Annotated in this window: 21 protein-coding genes and 3 tRNA genes; 11 read left to right on the top strand and 13 right to left on the bottom strand. The window is 69.0% G+C overall.

From position 1 onward, the window contains the following. Positions 1 to 27 precede the first annotated feature (27 nt). Positions 28 to 753, bottom strand: coding sequence for an aspartate/glutamate racemase family protein (locus tag VNJ48_RS16590; protein WP_325604078.1), 726 nt, complete (start codon positions 751 to 753; stop codon positions 28 to 30). Positions 754 to 839: 86 nt separating this feature from the next. Here VNJ48_RS16590 and VNJ48_RS16585 point away from each other — a divergent pair, with 86 nt between their 5' ends. Continuing rightward, positions 840 to 1,718, top strand: a complete 879-nt coding sequence (locus VNJ48_RS16585) for a LysR family transcriptional regulator (RefSeq protein WP_325604076.1) — start codon at positions 840 to 842, stop codon at positions 1,716 to 1,718. Positions 1,719 to 1,758: 40 nt separating this feature from the next. Here the strand turns inward: VNJ48_RS16585 and VNJ48_RS16580 are convergent, their stop codons facing one another. From VNJ48_RS16580 to VNJ48_RS16570, 3 genes are all read right to left on the bottom strand, one after another. After that, positions 1,759 to 2,871 carry a GGDEF domain-containing protein gene (locus VNJ48_RS16580; protein WP_325604074.1) on the bottom strand — a complete coding sequence of 371 codons (1,113 nt, stop codon included), beginning with the start codon at positions 2,869 to 2,871 and terminating at the stop codon, positions 1,759 to 1,761. Positions 2,872 to 2,950: 79 nt separating this feature from the next. Then, the gene (locus VNJ48_RS16575) at positions 2,951 to 3,253 is read right to left on the bottom strand and encodes an ATP-binding protein (RefSeq protein ID WP_325604072.1); all 303 of its coding nucleotides are present in this window, start codon (positions 3,251 to 3,253) and stop codon (positions 2,951 to 2,953) included. Between the two features lie 74 nt (positions 3,254 to 3,327). Next, entirely contained in the window at positions 3,328 to 3,909 is a 582-nt protein-coding gene (locus VNJ48_RS16570) for a TetR/AcrR family transcriptional regulator (protein ID WP_325604071.1), read from the bottom strand. Positions 3,910 to 3,973: 64 nt separating this feature from the next. Between VNJ48_RS16570 and VNJ48_RS16565 the strand changes: the two genes are divergently transcribed. Next, complete coding sequence (locus VNJ48_RS16565; RefSeq protein WP_325604069.1) at positions 3,974 to 5,389, top strand: MFS transporter; 1,416 nt, start codon at positions 3,974 to 3,976, stop codon at positions 5,387 to 5,389. 4 nt (positions 5,390 to 5,393) lie between these two features. On the opposite strand, the gene VNJ48_RS16560 is transcribed toward VNJ48_RS16565, so the two are convergent. Further along, positions 5,394 to 6,239 (bottom strand): SDR family NAD(P)-dependent oxidoreductase, encoded by an 846-nt coding sequence (locus VNJ48_RS16560; protein WP_325604067.1) that lies wholly within the window; start codon positions 6,237 to 6,239, stop codon positions 5,394 to 5,396. 55 nt (positions 6,240 to 6,294) lie between these two features. Between VNJ48_RS16560 and VNJ48_RS16555 the strand changes: the two genes are divergently transcribed. Then, positions 6,295 to 6,915 (top strand): TetR/AcrR family transcriptional regulator, encoded by a 621-nt coding sequence (locus tag VNJ48_RS16555; RefSeq protein WP_325604065.1) that lies wholly within the window; start codon positions 6,295 to 6,297, stop codon positions 6,913 to 6,915. A gap of 88 nt (positions 6,916 to 7,003) precedes the next feature. On the opposite strand, the gene VNJ48_RS16550 is transcribed toward VNJ48_RS16555, so the two are convergent. Together VNJ48_RS16550 and VNJ48_RS16545 are read right to left on the bottom strand one after the other, a co-directional pair. Beyond that, positions 7,004 to 8,215: a low temperature requirement protein A gene (locus VNJ48_RS16550; protein WP_325604063.1), complete on the bottom strand. Its 1,212-nt coding sequence runs from the start codon at positions 8,213 to 8,215 to the stop codon at positions 7,004 to 7,006. 324 nt (positions 8,216 to 8,539) lie between these two features. After that, a tRNA-Arg gene (locus tag VNJ48_RS16545) sits at positions 8,540 to 8,612 on the bottom strand. A 172-nt stretch (positions 8,613 to 8,784) separates the two neighbouring features. On the opposite strand from VNJ48_RS16545, the gene VNJ48_RS16540 reads away from it, so the two are divergent. From VNJ48_RS16540 to VNJ48_RS16525, 4 genes are all read left to right on the top strand, one after another. Continuing rightward, positions 8,785 to 10,617 carry a phosphoenolpyruvate carboxykinase (GTP) gene (locus tag VNJ48_RS16540; RefSeq protein ID WP_325604061.1) on the top strand — a complete coding sequence of 611 codons (1,833 nt, stop codon included), beginning with the start codon at positions 8,785 to 8,787 and terminating at the stop codon, positions 10,615 to 10,617. Positions 10,618 to 10,752: 135 nt separating this feature from the next. Further along, the gene (locus tag VNJ48_RS16535) at positions 10,753 to 12,951 is read left to right on the top strand and encodes a putative bifunctional diguanylate cyclase/phosphodiesterase (protein ID WP_325604059.1); all 2,199 of its coding nucleotides are present in this window, start codon (positions 10,753 to 10,755) and stop codon (positions 12,949 to 12,951) included. A 242-nt stretch (positions 12,952 to 13,193) separates the two neighbouring features. Beyond that, the gene (locus tag VNJ48_RS16530) at positions 13,194 to 15,026 is read left to right on the top strand and encodes a phosphoenolpyruvate carboxykinase (GTP) (RefSeq protein WP_325604057.1); all 1,833 of its coding nucleotides are present in this window, start codon (positions 13,194 to 13,196) and stop codon (positions 15,024 to 15,026) included. A 146-nt stretch (positions 15,027 to 15,172) separates the two neighbouring features. Continuing rightward, positions 15,173 to 16,156 (top strand): LuxR family transcriptional regulator, encoded by a 984-nt coding sequence (locus VNJ48_RS16525; protein WP_325604055.1) that lies wholly within the window; start codon positions 15,173 to 15,175, stop codon positions 16,154 to 16,156. Between the two features lie 68 nt (positions 16,157 to 16,224). On the opposite strand, the gene VNJ48_RS16520 is transcribed toward VNJ48_RS16525, so the two are convergent. The 3 genes from VNJ48_RS16520 to VNJ48_RS16510 form a co-directional block, all read right to left on the bottom strand. After that, entirely contained in the window at positions 16,225 to 16,374 is a 150-nt protein-coding gene (locus VNJ48_RS16520) for a hypothetical protein (protein ID WP_325604052.1), read from the bottom strand. 196 nt (positions 16,375 to 16,570) lie between these two features. Continuing rightward, positions 16,571 to 16,662: transfer RNA gene (locus VNJ48_RS16515), tRNA-Ser, on the bottom strand. Between the two features lie 149 nt (positions 16,663 to 16,811). Then, positions 16,812 to 17,261: a hypothetical protein gene (locus VNJ48_RS16510; RefSeq protein WP_325604050.1), complete on the bottom strand. Its 450-nt coding sequence runs from the start codon at positions 17,259 to 17,261 to the stop codon at positions 16,812 to 16,814. A gap of 116 nt (positions 17,262 to 17,377) precedes the next feature. Here VNJ48_RS16510 and VNJ48_RS16505 point away from each other — a divergent pair, with 116 nt between their 5' ends. The 4 genes from VNJ48_RS16505 (at position 17,378) to VNJ48_RS16490 (ending at position 20,313) form a co-directional block, all read left to right on the top strand. Continuing rightward, a complete protein-coding gene (locus VNJ48_RS16505; protein ID WP_325604048.1) occupies positions 17,378 to 17,749 on the top strand; it encodes a hypothetical protein in 372 nt (123 codons plus the stop codon). Positions 17,750 to 17,843: 94 nt separating this feature from the next. After that, positions 17,844 to 17,931 (top strand) — tRNA-Ser (locus tag VNJ48_RS16500). 91 nt (positions 17,932 to 18,022) lie between these two features. Further along, on the top strand, positions 18,023 to 18,889 hold the full coding sequence (locus tag VNJ48_RS16495) for a MoxR family ATPase (RefSeq protein WP_325604046.1): 867 nt from the start codon (positions 18,023 to 18,025) through the stop codon (positions 18,887 to 18,889). Further along, positions 18,886 to 20,313, top strand: a complete 1,428-nt coding sequence (locus VNJ48_RS16490) for a vWA domain-containing protein (protein WP_325604044.1) — start codon at positions 18,886 to 18,888, stop codon at positions 20,311 to 20,313. The genes VNJ48_RS16495 and VNJ48_RS16490 overlap by 4 nt, the downstream gene beginning before the upstream one ends. A gap of 6 nt (positions 20,314 to 20,319) precedes the next feature. Here the strand turns inward: VNJ48_RS16490 and VNJ48_RS16485 are convergent, their stop codons facing one another. Genes VNJ48_RS16485 through VNJ48_RS16475 form a run of 3 tightly spaced genes read right to left on the bottom strand, consistent with a single transcriptional unit; the run spans position 20,320 to position 23,001 of the window. Further along, positions 20,320 to 21,672, bottom strand: a complete 1,353-nt coding sequence (locus VNJ48_RS16485; protein WP_325604041.1) for a hypothetical protein — start codon at positions 21,670 to 21,672, stop codon at positions 20,320 to 20,322. Continuing rightward, positions 21,669 to 22,601 (bottom strand): hypothetical protein, encoded by a 933-nt coding sequence (locus VNJ48_RS16480; RefSeq protein WP_325604039.1) that lies wholly within the window; start codon positions 22,599 to 22,601, stop codon positions 21,669 to 21,671. Before VNJ48_RS16480 ends, VNJ48_RS16485 begins: the two co-directional genes overlap by 4 nt. Before the next feature lies 1 nt (position 22,602). Next, entirely contained in the window at positions 22,603 to 23,001 is a 399-nt protein-coding gene (locus VNJ48_RS16475) for a hypothetical protein (protein ID WP_325604038.1), read from the bottom strand. Between the last annotated feature and the right edge of the window lie 186 nt (positions 23,002 to 23,187).

Raw genomic sequence — 23,187 nt, 5'->3', positions numbered from 1 at the left:
GGTGGTGGGGACTCGGGCTCCCGGACTCTATCCGTCGAACGCCGGTGTCGGCTGGCCCGGCCGGGTGGCCAGTGCGAAGTCCACTGCGGCCTCGGCATGGACCCGCATGGAGTCGAGCAGGGGGATCGGGGCGTCCCCGTCGTTGACCAGGAGCTCGATCTCGGTGCAGGCCAGCACGACTGCCTCCGCCCCCGCATCGGCCAGCCGGTCGATGGCCGCGAGGTAGGTGATCCGCGATTCCTCCACGACCCGGCCCTGCGTGAGCTCGTCGAAGATGATGCGGTTCACCTCAGCGCGGTCGTCGGGGGCGGGGACGTGGGTCCGGAGCCCCGAACGTTCGAGCCGCCCGGTGTAGAAGTCCTCCTCCATCACCCACCGGGTGCCGAGGAGTCCCAGCTGGGACCAGCCCCGAGCGCGGGCCTGGTCAGCGATGGCGTCGGTGATGCGCAGGAGAGGTACGTCGAGAGCGGACTCGACGTCATCCGCGACCCGGTGCATGAGGTTGGCGCAGATCAGGACGACGTCGGCGCCCGCGTCCTGGCAGCGTCGTCCGGCGTCTGCGAGCAGGCGACCGGCGGCCGCCCAGTCGCCAGATTCCTGGTGCGCACGGACGACGGAGAAGTCGAGCGACTGGAGGGCGATCAGTGCCGAGGCGTGCCCGCCCCGACGCTCCTGGACCAGCTCGTTGATGGTGCGGTAGTACTGCGCGGTCGAGTACCAGCTGAGTCCGCCGATGAGGCCGATGGTCTTCATGGGTCCACTCTGCGCCGCGACCATGGCTCATAGGAAGACCGCTTCTCCTATGCCGGGCCATAAGTGTTGCTTTTATGCTTACGGGTATGGACCCGCGACGCCTGATGATCTTCCGGGAAGTGGCACGGGCGGGCTCGATCAGCGCTGCGGCCCGCAGCCTGGGGTGGACGCAGCCGGCCGTGAGTCAGCACCTCAGCGCTCTGGAACGCCAGGCTGGCTGCGCCCTCCTGTTGCGGTCTCCACGCGGGGTGGAGCTGACGGAGCCCGGGCGCGTGCTGCTGGCTCGGGCTGACGCCATTGCCGGCCAGCTGCACATGGCCGACGAGGAGCTGGCGACGCTCACCGACCTCAGGGCAGGTCGCGTCCGGCTGGCCGCCTATCCGTCGGGCGCCGCGACGCTGGTGCCCCGGGCGGTTGCCGCGCTGCGTCGGCAGCATCCTGACGTCGAGGTGGCGCTGACGCAGGCAGAGCCTCCCGAGGCGGTCGCCATGGTCCAGGCGGGAGACGCCGACCTTGCGCTCGCCTTCTCCTACGACGAGGAGCCGCTGGACAACGGGGGGTTGGTCTGGCGGATGTTGGGCAGCGAAGCCGTCGACCTCATCGTGGGGCCCGGGCACCCTCTGGTCGGGGGAGGCACGTTCTCGGTCGGCGACCTGGCTGAAGAGCAATGGATCGTGGGGTGCGAGCGCTGTCGGGCTCACGCGGTCGCGCTGTGCGACGAGGCCGCGTTCGAGCCGGACGTCCGCCACGTCAGCGACGACTACGTGGTGGTGCAGAACCTGGTCGCCGTTGGTCTCGGGATCGCGCTGCTCCCGCGGTCTGCTCTCGAGGCGTTCCGACACCCTGATGTGGAGGTACGTCGCAGCACCGTCCTGGGCTCCCGTACCTTCGGGATCGTCCATCCGGTCGGGGCCGAGACCGTCCCTGCCACGGCGGCCATGATCGCGGTGCTGAGTGAGCCATGACGGCATGCGCGACGGTTCCCGCACTGGCTCGGACGGCCACTCACGCCAGGGAGCTCAGCTGACCTTCCTCATGGCAGGCAGTGGTGCCGGCCTCGCACGCGCAACGGGCGACCTGGTTGCGGCCTCCGCGCTTGGCGCGGTAGAGCGCGTGGTCGGCCCGGGACAGAGCTCCCTCGGTGCTCTCGTCGGCGTGCACCTGGGCGAAGCCGATCGAGCAGGTCGACGTACCGGCGACGGCGTCGGCGATGCGCTGGAAGATGGCTGCCTCCTCATCGACGGTGCAGCCGTACAGCGCCACCGTGAACTCGTCGCCGCCCCATCGGGCGAGCACGTCGACGTCGCGCAGCACTGCGGACGCTTCTCGCGCGAACGACGAGAGGAGCTGGTCGCCGGCGTGGTGGCCGAAGCGGTCGTTGAACTCCTTGAACCGGTCGAGGTCGATGATCCCCAGGGTCAGGGACTCGCCCTCCCGGCCGGCAAGTCGGTGCAGTGCCACGACCCGCTCGTCCCACCCGCGCCGGTTGAAGCAGCCGGTCAGCTGGTCGGTGGTGCTGGCCAGCTCGAGCTGGCGGCGCGCCTCGTCGAGCTCCCGGACGCGCTCGGTCAGCCGCTCCTCGGCGAGATGCAGCCGCTCCCAGGTGAGCGCACGGATGCCAAAGATGGCGAAGGCCAAGGCAGAGGCCAGGATCAGGTCGATCGCGTGCTTCAGGACGAGACCATCGGGGTGGGGTCCCCAGGCAAGGGCGATCGCGACCCACGCCGCCAGCGCCACCAGCGTCAGCACCAGCCCGGGACGGAGGGTCGGGGCCACGGCTCCGATGCCGACGATCGACAGCATGACCATGGTCGGGGCGATCGCGCCGGTGGCAGCGATGAACATCAGCCCGTTGAGCAGAGGCACCGCGCAGACCAGCCACACCATCCGCTGCAGCATCGACGGGCTGGCGGAGGGAAGACGCCGGGCGCACAGCAGCCCGGCGACGACCGAGAGGCCCGAGACGGTCGCCAGCACCCACTTGGCGGCACCGTCCACCAGGACGAGCTGGATCACCGCGAGCGCGGCGTACACGACCACGATCGCCCGGGTGCCGACGTACACGATCTCTTCGGCGCCACCGACAACAGCGTGCGAGTTCATCGCCGTGAGCTTCATGGCGTCACCCGGGGACGGTCTGGACAGGTCATTCGGCAGGTTATGCCGATCCGTCCCGGGGCATGGTCGTTTCGGGAGTTCAGCCCCCGCTCACCTCAAATCGTCGGGTCGCCCTCGGTGAACGCGGCCCTCCGTCCCAGCCAGCCCCCCAGCTCACGTGCCATCCGGCGTCGCGAGCCACCATGGCGAGCCGCCCGGCGAGCGCCGACTTCCCGATCCCGGCGTCCCCGGTCAGCACGACCGCGCTGCCGTAGCCCGAGCGCGCGGCGTCCAGGGCGCCGAGTAGGACGCGGAGGTCGGTCTCCCGGCCGGCGAGCAACGGTCCGGACCGCCCCGGCTCGCCCTCACCGTCGCGCGAAAGAGTCAGCACCGCCCCGTCCACGGCCGAATCCTGCGACGAACGATGGGGCCAGGGAATAGGTCGCAGCAAGCAGAAACCGCAGGTCAGCTGGACGGTCAGGTCAGGCTCGGGGTCGCTGGCAGCGCATCACCGAACGTGCTGGTGGTCAGCTCGCCGAGAGCGCCGCCGTGGGGCAGGTCCTCGGGAGCGCGAACCGAGAGCAGGACGTTCAGCAACATCCCGTGGGCGATGACGTCTCGCGCCTGGCCCGGGGTGCACCCCGTGGACAGGAGAGTGGCATAGATGCGGGCCATGCAGCGGCGACCGACGGCAGCGATCTCGTCGACAGATCCGGCCGAGAACCCGTGCATCAGCACCTGCAGGACGTCGGGATCCGCGACCAGGTCGGTGTAGGCCGCGCTCAGCCGGTCCCAGTCCTCGTCACGCTCCGGGTCGAACGGAGCGGCCTCCAGGACGTCCTGGAAGACGCACTGGATGCGCTCGCCCGCCTCTTCGAACACCTCGATGAAGAGATCGAGCTTGGTGCCGAACATCCGCACGACGTACGGCTGCGAGACGCCGGCCTCCTTGGCGACGGCGTCGGTCGTGGTCCCGTGGAAACCGGCGCCCGCGAAGGCCCGTCGCGCGGCCGCGAGCACGAGCTGGCGGCGTTCGTCTGCCTTCATCCGAGTCGCCATGTTGACACGGTATCAGTTGATTACTTAAGTTGTAATCAGTCAATGCCAACAAGGAGGTTCGAACATGCCCACGACCCTGGCCCCGGCGCCGCCGGTGGCACCGACGCACGCGAAGCGCCAGGCCCCCGTGGCAGTCGTGGTGGCCGCGGCGTCACTACCGGTCTTCATGGCCACCCTCGACAACCTCGTGCTGATCAGCGCTCTGCCCGTCGTGCAACGAGATCTCGAGGCGACCGTGAGCCAGCTCTCGTGGTTCCTCAACGCCTACACGTTGGCCTTCGCCACCTTCATGCTGCCGGCTGCGACTCTCGGCGATCGCTGGGGCAGACGGCGCACGATGATCGGGGGCCTGACCGTCTTCACAGTCGCCTCGATCGCGGCCGCACTGTCGACCAGCTCGGAGTCCTTGATCGCTGCCCGGGCGCTCCAAGGTCTGGGGGCGGCAGCGATCATGCCGCTGTCGCTGGCTCTCCTCGCGTCAGCGGTGCCGCCCGAGAAGCGAGCAGCGGCCATCGGCGCCTGGGGCGGCATCTCCGGCCTCGGCGTGGCGCTTGGTCCGGTCCTCGGTGGAGCGGTGGTCGAGGGCTTCGGCTGGCAGGCGATCTTCTGGCTCAACGTCCCGGTCGCCCTGATCGCCCTGCCGCTGCTGGTGGTCGCGGTCCCGGAGTCGCGCGGCACGTGGTCGCGCCTCGATCCGGTCGGCACGCTGATGCTCGGCGGTGCGGTCTTCGGTGGCATCCTGGCCCTCGTCCGCGGCCATGACGAGGGGTGGGGCTCGGTCAGCGTGGCCGGAGCGCTGGTCGTCGCGGCCCTGCTGCTCCCGTGCTACGGCCTGTGGGCCCGAGGGCGCGCACACGCGGTCCTGCCGCTTCGGCTCTTCGCGTCCCGCGGGTTCTCGGTGGCCAACGTGATCGGCCTGACCTTCAGCCTCGGCATGTTCGGGGCAGTCTTCCTGCTCTCGCAGTACCTCCAAGTGGTGGAGGGCTACAGCCCGTTGGAAGCAGGAGTGCGCACCCTCCCGTGGACCGCCGCCCCCATGGTGGTCGCGCCGCTCGCCGGGGCGCTGGCGCCTCGCACCGGACTGCGGGCGCTCCTCGTGACCGGGCTCGGCCTCCAAGCCGGCGCACTGGTGTGGTTCGCGTGGCTGACCGAGAACGCGTCGCCGTACGCCGTCTTCGTGGTGCCGCTGGCACTGGCCGGGATCGGGATGGGACTGACCTTCGCCCCCAGCACCACAGCGGTGCTCGACGGGCTGCGCGAGGCCGACTTCGCGGTCGCCAGCTCGGCCAACTCCACGGTGCGCGAGTTCGGGGTGGCGTTGGGAGTCGCGCTGCTGACAGCGGTGTTCCTCGGCAACGGGGGCACGATCAGCCCGACCGGCTATGACGGCGCGATCGGCCCGGCGCTGCTCGCCGGCGCCGCCGCCATTGTCGTCGCGCTCATCGCTGCCGGGTTCGCGCCTGGTCGCGGTCGACGCTGACCGCTCACGATGCGCTCGGCGGCGTGAACTGGGTGCGCAGGAACCTGTCCCACATCCGGTCCGACATGAGGCGTCGCTGGGCGGTGAGCACCGAGGCCGACGGGGTGACCCGCACCCGGACGGGGGCGCGCCTGGCGGTGATCGCCTTCTCCACGGCCCGCGCGACGACGTCGGGCTCGCCACCCAGTCGGGCCAGCGGGCCCTTCTCGTAGACCTCAGCGGTTGCCCTCGCGACGGTGCGGTTGAACTCTTCGTACGGCGCCGGGGTCGATGGCAGGGAAGCGCCCGCTGTGGCTGCGAAGCCCGTCCGGATCAGGCCGGGTTGCACGAGGGTGACGCCGATCCCGAACCCGGAGACCTCGAACCGGAGCGCGTCGCTGAGCGCCTCCACGGCGTACTTCGTCGCGTGGTAGGCGCCTCCTCCGGGAAAGACGAAGTTGGCGCCCATCGAGCTGATGTTGACGATGCGACCGCTGCCCTGCGCCCGCATGCTCGGCAGTGTCAGCTGGCACATCCTGACGAGGCCGAAGACGTTGGTCTCGAACTGTCGACGCAGGTCGTCGGGCTCGATCGTCTCGACCGCGCCCGACTGGGAATATCCGGCGTTGTTCACCAGCGCATCGACCGCACCGTGCTGCTCGACGACCCGGGTGACTGCGGCGCTCATCGAAGCCTCGTCCGTTACGTCGAGCTCGGAGACGTGGCAGCCGGCCTCTTCCAGAGCGGCAAGGGAGTCGATACGGCGCGCCGTGGCGTGGACGGTGTGTCCGGCACAGGCGAGTCGAAGTGCAGTCGCGTGGCCGATGCCAGTGGAGCATCCGGTGATCAGGACGGTGCGGGGAGTATTCATGTGAGCAGGATAGACAAACTATGCCGATATTGTCTATCTCGTCTAGACTGGCTCCATGTCGTCGCCGACCCGCGCAGATGTCACGAAGCTCGAGCTCCTGGACGCATCGGTCCACGAGTTCGCTGCGTTCGGCTATCGGCGTACCTCCATGGAGGCGATCGCCCGGCGTGCCGGCCTCTCCAGGGCCACGGTCTACCTGCACTGGTCCTCGAAGGAGGCCCTCTTCCGCGATCTCGTGACGCAGCTGCATGCCGACCGGACAACGGCCATGGAGGCCGCGCTTGCTGAGTCGGGCGACGTCGAGTCGCGCCTGATCGCGATGCTCCGCGCCCGATACGACCGGTTCGTCCAGCTGACGGCGAGCTCACCGGCTGCTGCTGACCTCTACGACAGCCACGACCGCATCTGCGGCGACATCTCGACAGCCGCGGACACCCGAGCCCGTGAGCTCGTGTCCGCCCTCGTTCGTCGTGCCACCAAGGACGGCGAGATCGACCTGCGGCGAGTGGGCATCAGCTCCGATCTCCTGGTCGACGTCCTGCTGGGCCTCGGCCATGCCGCCAAGGGCACTGACCCTGCGCGATCCACCCTGGAGGCCTACGAAGAGACGCTTGCCGCCACCGTGCGACTGGTGGTGAGGGGACTCGCGCCCGGCCCTCCTGCGCGCAGCAACTAGCGCGAGGCACGCGATCGCGGCGCGGACCGCTGGCCATCGACTGTCAGGACCTGCCGGCAGGCGACGAGGCACGCCTTAGCGCCGGGCATCAGTTCTGGGGGTGGCGGATGACGGCGCGGTCCATCCGGAACCTGACGACCTCGTAGCCGACCAGACCGCCCAGGACGACGGCAACCACGGCCAGGGCCGCCAGTGCGGGAAGTTGCCACGCGACCGGGAGCAGGAGGACGAGGACAACGGCCGCGAGACTTCGATGAGGGTTCCACGTGCCGATGTTGCGGCGCCTGAACGCAACGTGACCGAGCAGGTGCACTGCGACGCCGAGGTACAACGCGACCAGAGGGACCCCGGTGAGAGCGTCACTCAACTGGTGGTCGCTGGTGTTGGCGACGTACTCGAGGACCTTCTTCATCCCGAGGGCGATGAAGATGACCGAGATGACGATCGGGAAGTGCAGGTAGGTGTAGGAGTCCCGCGCAAGTCTGGTGCGATCCTGGCCGCTCGTTGCTGACAGCACCTGTTCGGCCACGTGCGCCACCACGTCGAAGTACAGCCACCACAGACTGACCGCGATACCGACCCCGAGCACCGACGCGACGATCACCGGCGTCGACACCGGCGCGCCCGCAACCCCGACCCCGATGGCGACCAGCGACTCGCCCAGCGCGACGATGAAGATCAGCCCGTGGCGTTCGGCGAAGTGGCCAGGACTGTTCAACCGCCAGCCCGAGGTGCCGGTGACCCAGATGCCTGCATAGTCCACCACCAGCGCGAGCGCCCAGAGGAACGCTTGGTACGGCGGACCGGTGAGTCCGCCGATCACCAGCAGCGTGACTGCCATGACGACCGGCACTGCCGTGAAGAGCAGCTGGCGTCTCAGCTCGACATCGTCACCAGCGGCTACGAGATAGCAGGCCAGGTGTGCAACCCGGACCAGGGCATAGCTGGCTGCCAGCACGAGCGGCGCCGGCAGCCCGCCAGGAAGGTCGTCGAACGACTCGGGGATGGCCAGCGCGACGACGAACATGGCGATCATCGCCGTGATCATGGTGAGTCTGACGACGCCTTCGTCGGCGAACGCCTGGTTGCCGAGCCATGCGTAGGAGCACCATGCCCACCACAGCAGGGCGAGCACCACCAGCCCCTGCGAGGCCCCGGCGGGAGTCGGGTTGTCCGCCATGAGCTGGGTCACCTGGGTGAACGCGAAGACGAAGACCAGGTCGAAGAACAGCTCGAGGGTCGTCACCCGGTGTCCGGCATCGGTGGGGCGGAATCGCGCCGCAACAGAGCGTGTCGTCACCGGATGATTACATGCTTACAACGCTGTTCGGGTCAACCGTCATGAGCAGGGCAGGGCCGCTTCGGGCGTCGTGAACGAAGTAGGGGCAGCGTGACTTCTACCCCATCGGATTCCTGCCACACGGTGTCCGACTCTCGGCCTACCCGGGCGACGCCAGCGACCTACCCGGGCGACGCCAGCGACCTACCGACCTGTGTTCTGCAGGAGTTCCTCGATGCGATGGCCGTCGGGGACGCAGCCGTGGGCGCACTCGCTCGGCGCAAGCTGGATCAACGCCCCGCGAACGGCGAAGCCCCCATGCTGTTGCATGGGGGCTTCGATCTGTGCGCCTGTAGGGATTCGAACCCCAAACCTTCTGATCCGTAGTCAGATGCTCTATCCGTTGAGCTACAGGCGCGCTGTCCTCACCGAGGCGAGGACTGGTAGAGACTAGCCGACTCATCTGGCGGGGACGAAATCAGTATCCGTAGCGCGGGGCGTGCCGCGGCGTCGGTGCCCTAAGGTGCCCAGAAACCCGGGCAGGCAGTCGTGGCGGTGAAGGCCGGCACGCCGACGAGAGGCACGGCACCATGGCAGATCTGGATGCAGCCCTGGATGCAGCGGGACTGACGAATCCGAGCGTCCGCGACTACGTGCGCAAGTACGCAGACCTCACGGGAGCAGAACGGATCGAGGTGGTCAACGCCGGCGACGACGCGCGCCTGGTCCAGGAGGCGCTGGACGCCGGCGAGCTGCTGCCCGCGGGGGAGGGGCGCTACTACTCCCGCAGCCATCACCTCGACACCGCCCGGTCCGAGGAGCGCACGATCGTCGCGACGAACGACGAGAAGGACAAGGGCGTCTACAACAACTGGCGGCCCGCCTCCGAGATGGTCCCGCTCCTGGAGGACCGCATGCGGGGTGCCTCGGTCGGCAAGACGATGTACGTCATCCCCTACCTGATGTCGCCACCCGGCAACGACCTCGCTCCGTGGGCAACCGGCGTCGAGCTGACCGACGCACGGACCGTCGTCCTGCACATGATCCGCATGGCCCGCGTCGGCGTCGAGCACGTCAACGACGTGGGCGACCAGTTCGTCCGCGCGGTGCACGTCACCGGCGACCTGCACAACCTGCGCCAGGGCACGCCCGAGGACCGTCGCTACTTCGTCACCGTCGGTGACGAGCGGACGATCCTCCACTTCGGTTCGTCGTACGGCGGCAACGCACTGCTCGGCAAGATCGCGCACGGGCTCCGGCAGGGCGCCTACGACGGCTGGGCGTCCAAGAAGTTCCTCGCCGAGCAATACATGCTCATCGGCATCCACGACAAGGAGACCGGGAAGGACTACCACATCTGTGGTGGCTTCCCGAGCGCCTCCGGCAAGACCAACCTCGCGATGATGCTGGCTCCGGACGTGCTCGGGGACCGCTACCACGTGTCGTTCTACGGCGACGACATCGCGTGGCTGTGGGTGCACGAGGACGGCCGTCTCTACGGCATGAACCCCGAGTACGGCGTCTTCGGGGTCGCCAAGGACACCAACGAGCGCACCAACCCGACCGCTCTGCGTTCGGTCGACCCCGGCACCGGCGCGATCTTCACCAACGTGGCCTACAACCCCAACACCGAGGAGGTCTGGTGGGAAGGCCGCACGCCCAGCCGGCCTGAAGACGTCCACGGGTGGCTCGACTGGACGGGCGCTCCGATCGCCGACCGCAAGGACAGCGACTCCTCACCCTGGGCCCACCCCAACAGCCGCTTCACCACGACGCTGGCCAACGTCCCCAACATCGCCGACGACTACGACGCCCCGACCGGCGTGCCCATCGACGCGATCATCTTCGGCGGCCGCACCCGCGACCGCGAGCCGCTGATCCGTGCCATCCACGACCTCGCCGAAGGCGTCTACGACGGACTCACGCTGGGAGCCGAGGCCACCGCGGCGGCAGAGGGCAAGGAGGGCGTGCTCCGCTACGACCCGATGTCCAACCGCCCCTTCATGGCGTACGGCGAAGGCGACTACGCGCAGCACTACCTCGACGTCGTCGGAGCCGCCGCCGAGCAACCGATCTTCGCCCACGTCAACTGGTTCCAGCGCGACCCCGAGGACGGCCACTTCCTCTGGCCGGGCTACCGCGACAACCTGCGCCCGCTGCTGTGGTTGCTCCAGCTCAGGAACGGTGAGGTGACGGGACGCCAGACGGCGGTCGGCATCATCCCGACGGCCGACGAGTTCAATCTCGAGGGCGTGGACATCTCCCCGCAGGACCTCGAGACGATCCTCTCGATCGACAAGGAGCGGTGGCAGCAGGAGATGACCAACCGCGAGGAGCACCTGCGCCAGTTCCGCGACCTGCCCGAGGCGATCTGGGAAGCCCACCGCCGGGTGGCCGCGGCCGTGGAGGACAGCCAGCCCTAGGAAATCCACAAATCAACCAATCGCCAACGCGGCTGCCGCGACTCGGTGATGATGGCGCTTACCATGAGCAGCTTCGAAGCTTCAAGGCCCCCCACGCGACGCAGGTTCGACCGGCACCGGCCGTCGCTGCGTCTGATGCGCCCGTTCGGGGTTGTTGCTGGCATCGGTCTGGCCACCGTGCTGGTCCCGCCCTACGAGGCTCCGGCGTGGGTGCTGGTCGCGACCACGCTCAACTACCTGCTCATCGCCCTGCTCCTCGTTCTGAGCGTCCGCACCGGGAAGTCAGAGCTCTCACTCGCCTCCGCCTACGTCGCATTCCCGTTCGTCGCCCTGATCCGCGAAGCAGCCGGCGGACAGGCCTCAGGGCTCTCCGCGCTCGTGTTCCTGCCCGTCCTCTGGCTGGCTGTCACCGGAGTCAGGCGCGATGTCTACGTCGCGTCCCTCCTCACCGGGGTCATCATCATGGCGCCCGTCCTGCTGATCGGGGCTCCGCGCTATCCCGCCGAGGACTGGCGTCGGGCGTTGATCATGCTCGCCATCGCATTCGTCCTCGGGCGGGTGGTCCAGCGGATCGTGGAGCGCCTGGAGAAGGAGACACGGTTTGCCCAATCGGCCACCGAGCGCAGCGAGCGCCTCTTCCTCGATGCCCCGCACGGCATCGCGGTGCTGGACGACCAGGGTCGGATCGAGCTGGCCAACGACGCGCTGGGGGTCATCGTGGGCGCGCCGCCGGAGGAGCTGGTCGGCAAGATGCTCACCGATCTCGCCCCGGCCGGCGATGGCACGGTCGGAGCGCACGTCGCCCGCATCCTGAACCACGAGGCCCTTCTCGGGCTGGTCGCCGATGACACACCCGGCGCCTCCACCGTCTCCGACTGCGTCCTGCGCAACGCTCGCGGCCAGAACGTGCATGTGGCGCTGAACAGCCGGATGCTCATGCACAACGACCTGAACGAGCCCGACGTCATCCTGGTGAGCGTCGTGGACGTGTCCGAGCGCCGCCGCTACCAGGACCGGCTCGCGCACCTCGTCGACCACGACGTCCTGACCGGCCTCGCCAACCGCCGACGCTTCGACAACGAGCTCCAGCGACACCTGGAACGTGCCCGCCGCTACGGCCAGAACGGCGCTGTCCTGCTGCTCGACCTGGACAACTTCAAGCAGGTCAACGACAGCCTCGGCCACAACGCCGGCGACCAGCTCCTCGTCACCATCGGTGGGCTGCTTCGGCGGTCCGTGCGGCAGACCGACGTCGTGGCGCGTCTGGGCGGCGACGAGTTCGCCGTCCTGCTGACTGACGGTGACCAGTCGGTGGCCGAGCGCATTGCTCAGGACATCGTCGACCGCATCGGCAAGCACGCCGCCACCCTCGACGGCGTCAACCGTCGCGTCACTGCCAGCGTCGGCGCCGTGACCTTCCAGGCCGCAAGTGAGCACTCGACCGACATCCTGGCGCTGGCCGACATGACGATGTACGACGCCAAGGAAGCCGGTCGCAACCAGATCGCCATCCTGCCCGAGGGCGAGACGCGCCCGCCGCGCTTCTCCGCCCGGCTGCAATGGCAGAGCCGGATCGAGGAGGCGCTCGAGCACGACCGCTTCGAGCTCCACCTCCAGCCGATCATGAACCTCGCCAACAACCGGATCAGCTCCGCCGAGGTGCTGCTGCGGCTCCGCGACCAGGACGAGCTGGTGCCGCCCACCCGCTTCGTCTACATCGCCGAGCGCACCGGGCTGATGCCTCAGGTCGACGCCTGGGTCGTCGAGCACAGCCTGGAGATGCTGGCCAAGCTGCGTCAGCGCGACCCCGGCTTCGAGCTCGAGGTCAACCTCTCCGGACACTCCATCGGTCACCCGGACATCGAGCGGACCATCCGGGAGTCCCTGGCTCGGCACGACGTCGACCCGGCCGCCCTCATCCTGGAGATCACCGAGACCGCGGCGGTGGCCGACGTGGGCCTGGCGCGCGCCTTCGCCGAGCGGATGACCGACCTCGGCTGCGCCTTCGCCCTCGATGACTTCGGTGCCGGTTTCGGCTCCTTCTACTACCTCAAGCACCTGCTCTTCGACTACGTGAAGATCGACGGCGAGTTCGTCGCCCACGTGCACGAGTCGCAGGTAGACCGGACCATCATGCGGTCGATCGTGGGCATCGCCAAGGACCTCGGAAAGAAGACGGTCGCGGAGTTCGTGTCCGACCCGAGGATCCTCGAGGTCGTCCGCGCCGAGGGCGTCGACTACGCCCAGGGGTTCCTGATCGGCCGGCCTGCGCCGTACGACGAGTTCGTCGAGAAGTTCATGGACCTGCCGGTCGCCGCTGCCCTGCGTGCCTGACCGCTGGCCCTGACTCTCGTGCTGGGGCGCCGTACGTCAACGTGACGTGCGCCTCACGGGTGGATCGATCCAATATGACCCGTGCAGGGCGGACGTTAGCCTCGAGCAACCGTCGCCGCAACGAAGCCGGACGGGACCGAACACACACTCCACGACACCACCGTCGACGGGTTCGACGGCCGGAGGCGCCTCCCATCAATTTGGGGCGACCGCCGCGAATGCGCGAGAGGGAAACTGCAGGCATGACAGCCACCACAGACACTTCGGCCCCGACGACCCACCAGGGAATCCTGGCCTGGGTCAACGAGATCGCCGAGCTCACCCAGCCCGACAACATCCACTGGTGCACCGGCTCCGACGAGGAGTGGGTGCAGCTCACCGCGGCGCTCGAGGGCACGGGCACCTTCACCCGGCTGAACCCTGAGATCAAGCCCAACTCGTTCTACGCGGCCTCCGACCCCACCGACGTGGCGCGCGTCGAGGACCGCACCTACATCTGCTCGGTCGACGAGAAGGACTGCGGGCCCACCAACAACTGGATGGACCCAGCGGAGATGAAGGACCTCATGCGCGGGCTCTACGCCGGCTGCATGAAGGGCCGGACGATGTATGTCATCCCCTTCGTCATGGGTCACCTCGACGCCGAGAAGCCGATGTTCGGCGTGGAGCTCACCGACTCCGCCTACGTCACTGTCTCGATGCGCGTGATGGCGCGCATGGGTAGCGAGGTGCTGAAGCGGATCGAAGAGCTCGACAACGGTGGTGCAGGGGACGTCCAGTGGGTCCCGGCGCTGCACTCGGTCGGCAAGCCGCTGGCCGAGGGTGAGCCCGACGTCGCGTGGCCGTGCAACGACACCAAGTACATCGTCCAGTTCCCCGAGGAGCGGATGATCTGGAGCTTCGGTTCCGGGTACGGCGGCAACGCGCTGCTCGGCAAGAAGTGCTACGCGCTCCGCATCGCCAGCGTGATGGCGCGCGACGAGGGGTGGATGGCCGAGCACATGCTCATCCTCAAGCTCACCTCGCCCGCCGGCGTCACCAAGTACATCGCCGCGGCCTTCCCGAGTGCCTGCGGCAAGACCAACCTCGCGATGCTCCAGCCCACCATCCCGGGATGGAAGGTCGAGGCCATCGGCGACGACATCGCCTGGATGCGCATCGGGGAAGACGGCCGCCTCTGGGCGGTCAACCCGGAGTTCGGCTTCTTCGGTGTCGCACCCGGCACCAACGAGCACACCAACCCCAACGCGATGGCCACCATCAACAAGGGCAACTCGGTCTTCACCAACGTCGCGCTCACCGAGAGCGGCGACGTGTGGTGGGAGGGCCTGGAAAATACTCCGGAACGCGCGACTTCCTGGAAGGGCGAGCCGTGGACCCCGGACAGCGACGAGCTGTCCAGCCACCCCAACAGCCGCTACTGCACCCCGATCAAGCAGTGCGACATGCTCGCTGCTGAATACGAAGACCCGCGCGGCGTGCCGATCGACGCGATCCTCTTCGGCGGACGCCGCAAGACCACCATCCCCTTGGTGACCGAGGCGCGCGACTGGACGCACGGCACCTTCATGGGAGCCACGCTGTCCTCTGAGACGACCGCCGCGGCCGTGGGTGCCGTGGGCGTCGTACGCCGCGACCCGATGGCGATGCTGCCGTTCATCGGCTACAACGCCGGTGACTACTTCAGCCACTGGATCAACATGGCCAAGGACAACGACGAGTCCAAGATGCCGCGGATCTTCTACGTCAACTGGTTCCGTCGCGACCAGGACGGCGGCTTCCTGTGGCCGGGCTTCGGCGAGAACTCGCGCGTGCTCAAGTGGGTCATCGAGCGGCTCGAGGGGCAGGCTGCCTCGGTCGAGACGCCGATCGGGCACGTGCCAGCTCCCGGCGCTCTGGACATCGATGGTCTTGACGTGACCCCCGAGGCTCTCGCTGCCGCGCTGGCGGTCGACGTGGAGGAGTGGAAGGCCGAGATCCCGCAGATCACCGAGTGGTTCGAGAAGTTCGGCGATGACCTGCCGGCCGTGTTGTGGACCGAGCTGGACGGGCTGAAGCAGCGCCTCGGCGTCTGACCCACCCGGCACCACCTGCTCCGGCCCGTCGTGATCCCTGGATCCGATGGGCCGGAGGCGTCAGTGCGCAAGGCAACCGAGTGGCCTCGAGGCGAGTTGCCCGTTCGGGTGCTACGCCCGGCCTGCATCCTGTGGGAGGTTGAGGTGTGACATACGGGCCAGAGCAACGTGCAGTGTTCGAGGCGACGGCCACCGCCCTCTACGAGAGCCTCGTGGCCGAGGGGGGCGCGCCTCCAGATGATGAGCGCATCAGCGGGAGCGGTGCGGCCGCCGAGGCGTTCGAGATGCTGAAGGAAATGGGGCTCGTCGCCCTCGACAGGTCCGAGGGTCGGTGGCTGCCCGTCGACCCGTCGATCGTGCAGTCCCGTGTCGTCTCCCCGCTCGGGCAGAAGGGCGCTGAGCTGATCGCCGAGTCCGCCCAGTGGGCGAAGGCCTTCGGCGGTCTCTCCCAGGCGTGGCGGCGGTCTCCCGAGGCGCTCCGCGGCCCGTTCTCCGAGCTCCGGGGCGACGCGATCAGGGCCTACATCAAGGCTGTCGTCGCTGATGCGTCCGAAGAGCTGTTGACGGCCCAACCGCAGACCGACCGGGCGGTGAAGCAGCTGCCGGAGGCGATCGAGCGCGAGGTCGCAGCGCTGCGCCGGGGGATCAAGATGCGCACCCTCTACCAGCACGCCGCGCGCCGCTCAGTCGCCACTGCGAAGTACGTCGCCGCAGTCACGCCCGAAGGAGCGCAGGTCCGCACGCTCGACGAGTTCTTCAACCGGCTGATCGTGGTCGACCGACGGATCGCGATCATCCCGGGCCGTGAGGGAGAGGACATGGCGTTGGCGGTGCGCGAACCGTCCCTCATCGCCTACCTGGTCGACATCTTCGAGCGGTCCTGGGAGCGAGCGCGCCCCTTCACCAACCGAGACACCCCGGTGGTGCGAGACATTGCAGACGAGCAGCGGGCGATGACGATCCGGATGCTCATCGGTGGCCACTCGGACCCGAACGGCGCAGCTCGCCTCGGGGTCAGTCCGCGGACCTATGCCGGCTACGTCTCGGAGCTCAAGCAGGAGTTCGAGGTCGAGTCGCGCTTCCAGCTCGGCTACGAGATGGGCCGGCGTGGCGTGACGGGGCGAGACTGACCCACGGGTGGGGTCCGACCCGACCCCGACCCGGGGTGCCGACGCCGCTCAGGCGCCGGTGTCTGTGATCACGGCCAGGTGGTGTCGGGGACCCTTAGGGATGACGTGCCACCTGACGTGCCGATCTTGGCGTCGGCCGGGGTGGCGACGGCGCCGACGACACTGAGGGAGAGGGCAGCGGTCAGGATTGCAGCAGCGATGCGGCGTGGGGTGTTCATCGTTCTTTCCACCTCTTGTCTCATGGGCCTGATCGAGGCCAGTGTTCATTCTCGCGCGAGGAACGCCCAGACGCACCACCGCTCGGGGTGCGAATCTGTGCATCTGCAGCATCTCGCAAACCTTGTCGAGCAACTCCCGGCCCGCGGGGGGAGGCGAAATGAGCGACAGCCGGACCCAGGGGATCCGACTGTCGGCTGGCGGAGGCGGGGGGATTTGAACCCCCGACAGGGATTAACCTGAACCCGCTTAGCAGGCGGGCGCCATAAACCGGACTAGGCGACGCCTCCATGCTCGCCCCGTTGGACGAGCAGGGATGAGGTTACTAGCCGCGCCGAGCCTTTGCCGAATCGCACCCGGAGCGTCGCTACGCGAGTGCGCACCTGCGATCGGGGTTGGGATCGTGCTGGGATCGTGCTGGGATCGTGCTGGGATCAGATCAGATGGGTCGGAGCCCCTGCGCCGCCTGGAGGTGGCGCTGCAGGTCGCGTACGAACGCCTCCCGGTCACCCGCCATCATCTCCACCGGGATCGTGGTCGACCGGCCGCTACGCAGGCGGAGCTGGACGACGGGTGAGCCCACCAGGGTCGTCGTGACGGCGTCCTCCACATCGGTCCACCGCGCGGTGGCGACACCGACTCCGCGGACCCACTGCACGCGATAGCCCTCGTGGGTCAGGCGCACGATCCACCCGCGGCGCGTGAACGTGACGGCGGCCGCGGTGAGCACGACCAACCCCAGGACAACGGGGATGAGCATGATCGCGGTGGGGAGGTCGAGCAGGGCGACGAGAGCCGTCGTGAGGAAGACCAGCGCCGCGATCGCCAGCAGTAGCAGGCCCATCAGTCGCGCGGCCACAGCCGGGGCGACGCGGTAGACGGTGGGCACGGGACGATTGAACACAGGAGCGTGAGGGTTGCGCCAATCCAGCCTTGCCTCTGAGAGTGACGCACGTCACACTCGGAGGAACACATCCGCCGCATTCTCCGGAGCGAGGGGCATCGATGACAAGTGCAGCCACCGCCCTGAGCGAGCTGCACCGCGCGCTCGACTCCCCTCGCGGTCCGGGGGTCGTCGCCGGCAACTGGCGCTGGACCGTCAGACAGCAGATGAAGGCGGTCCGCGCCCTCCTCATGCTGGAGTCCGAGCACCCCGACGACGCCTGGTTGAGCGCCCGACGCGGGACGGCGCTGCGCGAACGCCGTGCGCTGCTCGCCCGCATCGGTCAGCTCGAGCCCGAGGTGCTCCAATGCCCCGACCTGGAGGATGTGCGCAACCAGGGACTGCGCCTGCTGACCGACATCAACCACCACCTGCAGCGGCTGCGCGACATGGCCTACGACGACGTCGAGCTGGAACTGGGCGGCTCCGAGTAGATCTCCGCCCTGAGGGCCCTGAAGCGACGTGCGGCTCCGCCGCCGGTATATTCCTCCTCGCCGAACCAGCTCGCTGCGCTCCATGGTTCGGCGAGGAGGGGTGCCGGAGCGGCCGATCGGAACCGCCTTGAAAGCGGTCGTAGGGAGACCTACCGCGGGTTCGAATCCCGCCCCCTCTGCCAGGCGAAGCGAAGCGAGCCTTGCTGAGGGGGCGTCGGCCGGGTGTGGCGGCTGCCAGGCCCGCGACCGCGCGGGCGAAGTAGGCTCCGCCGGGTGACCTGGTTCAGCAATCCCGACGACGCGAGCGCCCGACTGCACGCGGCCGGCTACCTTGCCGACGGACCGACCGCGACGACCTCCTACCTCGCCGGCGCCCTCGAGAAGCCGCTGCTCGTGGAAGGGCCCGCCGGTGTCGGGAAGACCGAGCTGGCCAAGGCGGTGGCGCGCGCCACGGGCGCCGAGCTGATCCGCTTGCAGTGCTACGAGGGTCTCGACGAGGCCCGGGCGTTGTACGAGTGGAACTACAAGAAGCAGCTGCTCAGGATCCAGGCCAGCACCGGTGATCAAGCCTGGAGCGAGACCCACGATGACATCTTCACCGACGAGTTCCTGCTGACGAGGCCGCTCCTGACCGCGATCCGGCGCGCAGAGCCGACGGTGCTGCTCATCGACGAGGTCGACAAGACCGACGTCGAGGTCGAGGGGCTCCTGCTCGAGGTGCTCTCCGACTTCCAGGTCACCATCCCCGAGCTCGGCACCGTGGCGGCGACGCGTCGCCCGTTCGTCGTCCTCACCTCCAATGCGACCCGGGAGCTCTCCGAGGCCGTGAAGCGTCGCTGCCTCTACCTCCACCTCGACTACCCCGACGCCCAGCGCGAGCGGGAGATCATCACCTCCCAGGTGCCGGGACTCGACCCCGCTGTGGCAGCCCAGCTGGTCGAGGTCGTGGGACGGCTGCGCGAGCTCGAGCTGAAGAAGGCACCCTCGATCGCCGAGTCCGTCGACTGGGCACGCACCCTCATCGCCCTCGAGATCGGCAGCCTCGACGAGGAAGCCGTCCGACGGACGCTGGGCGTGGTCCTCAAGCACGCCTCCGACCACACGCGGGCGATCAAGGAACTGAGGCTGGCCGCCCGGTGACGCTGCTCGACACCCACATCGGCTTCGTCGAGGCGTTGCGGGCGGCGGGCCTGCCGGTCTCCCTCGCCGAGGGACTCGATGCGATCAGCGCCATGCGCCGGATCGGGTGGCACGACCGTGAGGTGGTGCGGACCGCGTACGCCGCAACGCTGGTCAAGAAGCACGCCCAGCGGGTCACCTTCGACGCGATCTTCGACCTCTACTTCCCGCGCCTCATAGGTGCTGGGGTCGCCGCCGACTCCGCCGCCGACCGGGCCACCGATGACGAGTCGGAGCGAGGCGGCCCGCGCGACACCGGGGCGGACCTCGCCCGCTTCCGCGACGAGCTGGCCCAGGCGCTCCTCGAGGAGGCGGCGTCGGGAGGGCAGCGGCTCCAGGACCTGGCGGTCGAGGCCGTCGGCCGGTTCGGCGCCATGCCGGGTCGCGGCGCGGGGTTGTCGAGCTGGTCGGCGTACTCCGCCCTACAGCGGGTATCGGCGGAACAGCTCGTCGACCAGATCGTGGCCGGTCTGCTCGCGCGAGGCATGACCGAGGAGGACGCCGAGCGACTCGCCGGTCGCCGTGTCGGCCGGTTCACCCGGCTCGTCGAGGGAGACGCGCGACGCCGCATCGCGGAGGAGAAGGGACCGGAGCACGTCGCCAAGGTGGTCATCAGGCCGACGATCGACCGGCTCGACTTCACCGCCGCCCGTCGCAGCGACCTGGAGGAGATGAGGCGGGAGATCTATCCCCTCGCCCGGCGCCTGGCGACCCGCTTGACGAAGCAGCAGCATGCTCGCCGTGGCGGCGCGCTCGACTTCAGGCGGACGGTGCGCTCGTCCCTGTCCACGGGCGGCGTCCCGCTGGAGACCCGCCACCGGCCGAAGCGTCCTCACCGCACGGAGCTGGTCGTGCTGTGCGACGTCAGCGGCTCGGTCGCCAACTTCGCCCAGTTCACCCTGCTGCTGGTCTTTGCCCTCCGCGAGCAGTTCCACAAGGTGCGCGCCTTCACCTTCGTCGACCACGTCCACGAGGTCACCGCACACTTCACCCCGGGCGGTGACGTGGTCGAGGTGATGGAGAATCTGGCCGCGAGCACTGCCCATGCGGCGTTGTGGGGGCGGACGAACTACGGACGTGCACTCACGACCTTCGCGGAGGAGCACGCGGACGCGCTGGGCCCGAAGACGTCGTTGTTGATCCTGGGCGACGCGCGGTCCAACTACAGCGACCTTGCCCTGCCGGTGCTCCGCGAGCTCGTGTCGTCGGTCCGGCACGCGTGGTGGCTCAACCCTGAGCACCCCCGGCACTGGGGCACCGGCGACAGCGTCGCCCCGGCGTACGGCGAGATCGTGCCCATGGTCGAGTGCCGGAACCTGACCCAGCTCGAGGAGTTCGTCTCCGCGATCTCGTTGGGAGAGACCGCCACGCTGCGGGCTCGCTGACCCAGCTCACCCAGCGAGGTAGCCGAGCTCCTGGATGCGCCGGATCTCGGCCTGCAGTCCGGGGTGATCGGCCTCGTCCGCGGCCCGGCCGCCCACGACATAGGTCTCCGGTCCCCCTGCGGCACCGTCGTAGATGACGGTGACACGGTTGTCGACCGCAGCGTTGATCAAGGAGCCCAGCAGGGCGACCGGGTCCGCCCGGTCCTCCAGCGACAGCACCCGGGTCTGCATCGGGATGGACGGCACCTGGGCGGCCGGTGCGCCGATGGTGATGACCTGGTCGACGACGAAGGACTCCGAGCGGGCACCTGCCGCGATCTCTGCGGCCGCGGCGCCGCCGAACGAGGAACCGACGAGCATGACCCGGGGGTTCTCGCCCTCCTGGACGGTCTGCTCGATCGTCTGCTCGATGGCGCGGACGACCTGACGGACGTAGGCGGAGTTGTCGGCCCCGACCAGCCGCAGCCGGCCACCCTCATGAGCCCTGTTGCCGGGGAGGTAGGCGATGTAGCGCCCGGCCCCCGTGCGTTGGACGCTGATCCGACGATCAGCGGACACGAGGTTCGTCATCAGCTGCTCGATCGAGGTCGGCGGCGCTGACTCGCCCTTCGCGGCGCCGCCCGGCTCGTCCGACGTGCTCTCGACGAGCCCTGCGGCAGCGTCGCGCAGGGCTGATGTGGCGTCGGCCTCGAAGGGCTCGATGCCGAGTGCGCGGAGTCCGCCACGCGCAACGGCGCCGCCGCTGTCGGTGGCCAGCACCCCGGCGGTGAGGAGGGACCGCATCTGCATGCCTTCGAGGAGGCCACCGCTGTCGGCCATGTGGTCCATCAGGTCGGGATTGCTCTCGGCCAGCTCGTTGAGGTAGGCGGCCACGCCGTCGCGGTCGAGTGCGTCGGTCTCGATCAGGCCGGCGGACACGATCGCGCCACCGAGGGCAACCTCAGGGGCGAGGTAGCCGATGGCGCGCCCGGCGATCGAGCCGAGAGTCTTGAAGGCTGCTTCCTGGAGCTCGTCGATCCAGCGGTAGGTCAGGACGGTGGCTCGGACCACGAGCGCGTCGGCGTCGAGCTCGATCGAACGGGTGAGGAGCCCCTGCTTGCCGGTCGTCGCCGCCCGGATGTCCTCCTCGGCCTGCGCGAAGGTCGCCGTCGACAGATCGGCGCTCTCGGCGACGTCGGGATCGGACAGGATCTCGGTGCCGAGTCGGGCGCGGCCACGCATGTCGGCGCCGGCGGCGTCGAAGACGTCCGCCAGCGCGAGCATCTGGTGGTATTTGTCGGCGTCGGCCGCGGCGTCCGACACCCCGCGGCGCTCGCTCGGGACGGGGATCTTCGAGACGGTGGTCGAGTCGTTGGTCATGCGGTCACCTGGGCAAGGATGGGGGCCAGCTCAGTGGCGAGGTCGGCAGGGGAGATCCGTCGGACGCGGAGCCGGGAGGCGTCCTGCGCCTGATGGGGGCGCAAGGAGTGCCAGCCGTCGGCGACCAGCACCCACGAGACGAGTCCGACCTTGGTCGTCTCGTCCGCGGAGACGCGGGCGGCCAGCACGCGGAGCCGTCCCTGGCCCTCGGTGTGGATGGCGGCAACGGCGGTGCCGGCCTCGGTGTCGTTGATCGGTCGGGACTCGCCGTCGACGATGCCTTCACCGTGCTGGCTCAGCAGCACGGGGACCAGGTCTGCTCGACCGGACCGCAGCGCCTCGCCGACGGCGTCCACGAGCTGGAAGGGCAGGTCGATCTCCTCGGGCACCGAGCTCTCGCTGAGCGAGACGTCGCCCGGGATGGCTGCCGCCCGGGAGAGCTCGGCGGGCCACTGGTCGGTGGCGAACCAGGCGAGCTCGAAGACGATCCCGTCACAGGTTGCGAGGGTGGCAACGGCGTTGCCTGCCTGCCGGTGCCACGCCTTGACGTGGGAGTTGCCGGCGGACACGTCGATGTCGAGGGCCAGGGTGGGTGTGGCGAGAAGGCCGATGGCGCCGGTGATGCCGGGGTCGACGCCGTCGTCGGTGATCAGGCCTCGATGCCGCAGGGTCTCGTCAGCCTCGTGGAGGGAAGCCAGCGCTGCGGCGTACGCGGTGTCCTCGATGCTGCCCCGGGACTGGCCGAGGCGACCCTCGAGGCTGGCGGACGACGTCTCTGCTGGCTCGGCGAGGTCGAACGGCAGGGGTGCGTCACCGGCCAGATGTGCGGCATGACGCAGCTCGGGCAGGGTGAGGGTCAGGCGCCGGGGCAGGCCGTCCAAGAAGCTCGCCGCCAACGGCGGGGGCGTGGTCAGGTCGATGGTCACCATGTCAGAGTCCTGGCAGCTCGACGTCCAGCCAGTCCTTGTGACCGGCTGGAGGGGGGACGAAGGCGACGAGCACGGCGTCTTCCTGGGCGGGTTCGCGACCGTCATCGGCGGCCTCGAGTGCAGCTGTGCGCGACTGTGCGTCTCGGATGAGCGCGGCGGCCTTCAGCTCGATCGCCTCGATCGCGTCCTTGCGGGTGTCGATCTCGGTGACGTGCCGGCCGAGGGAGTCGGCGGCGGTCTCGTGATGAGCGGCGGCGACACGAAGGTGCTGCGCCCGCTCCTTGATCCGCACGCGCATCGCCTCCGCGGCCCGCCCGCGCCACGGGACGCTCTCGGCCTGGGACACCAGTCGGTCGGCGGCTGCTCGGATGTCGCCACTCTGCTCTCGCAACTGGGCCACACGTCGACGCGATGCGGCGGAATCGCCGTACATGACACACCCTCCCTCGTCCCTTGCTGCACTTCCCCCTGCCTCTACCCGGGCGCAGCCGTCCCAAACCCGCGAGTTCAACAACGTTTCAACTGGGCGTGGTCGCCCGAGCCGCACGCGCGCTGGGCAGGCCCCTGAGCACCGATAGGATCGGCA

The organism is Nocardioides sp. (assembly GCF_035576065.1).
Lineage (GTDB): Bacteria > Actinomycetota > Actinomycetes > Propionibacteriales > Nocardioidaceae > Nocardioides.
Note: the sequence above shows the minus strand (reverse complement) of the source record. Positions and strands in the feature narration are given on the sequence as shown.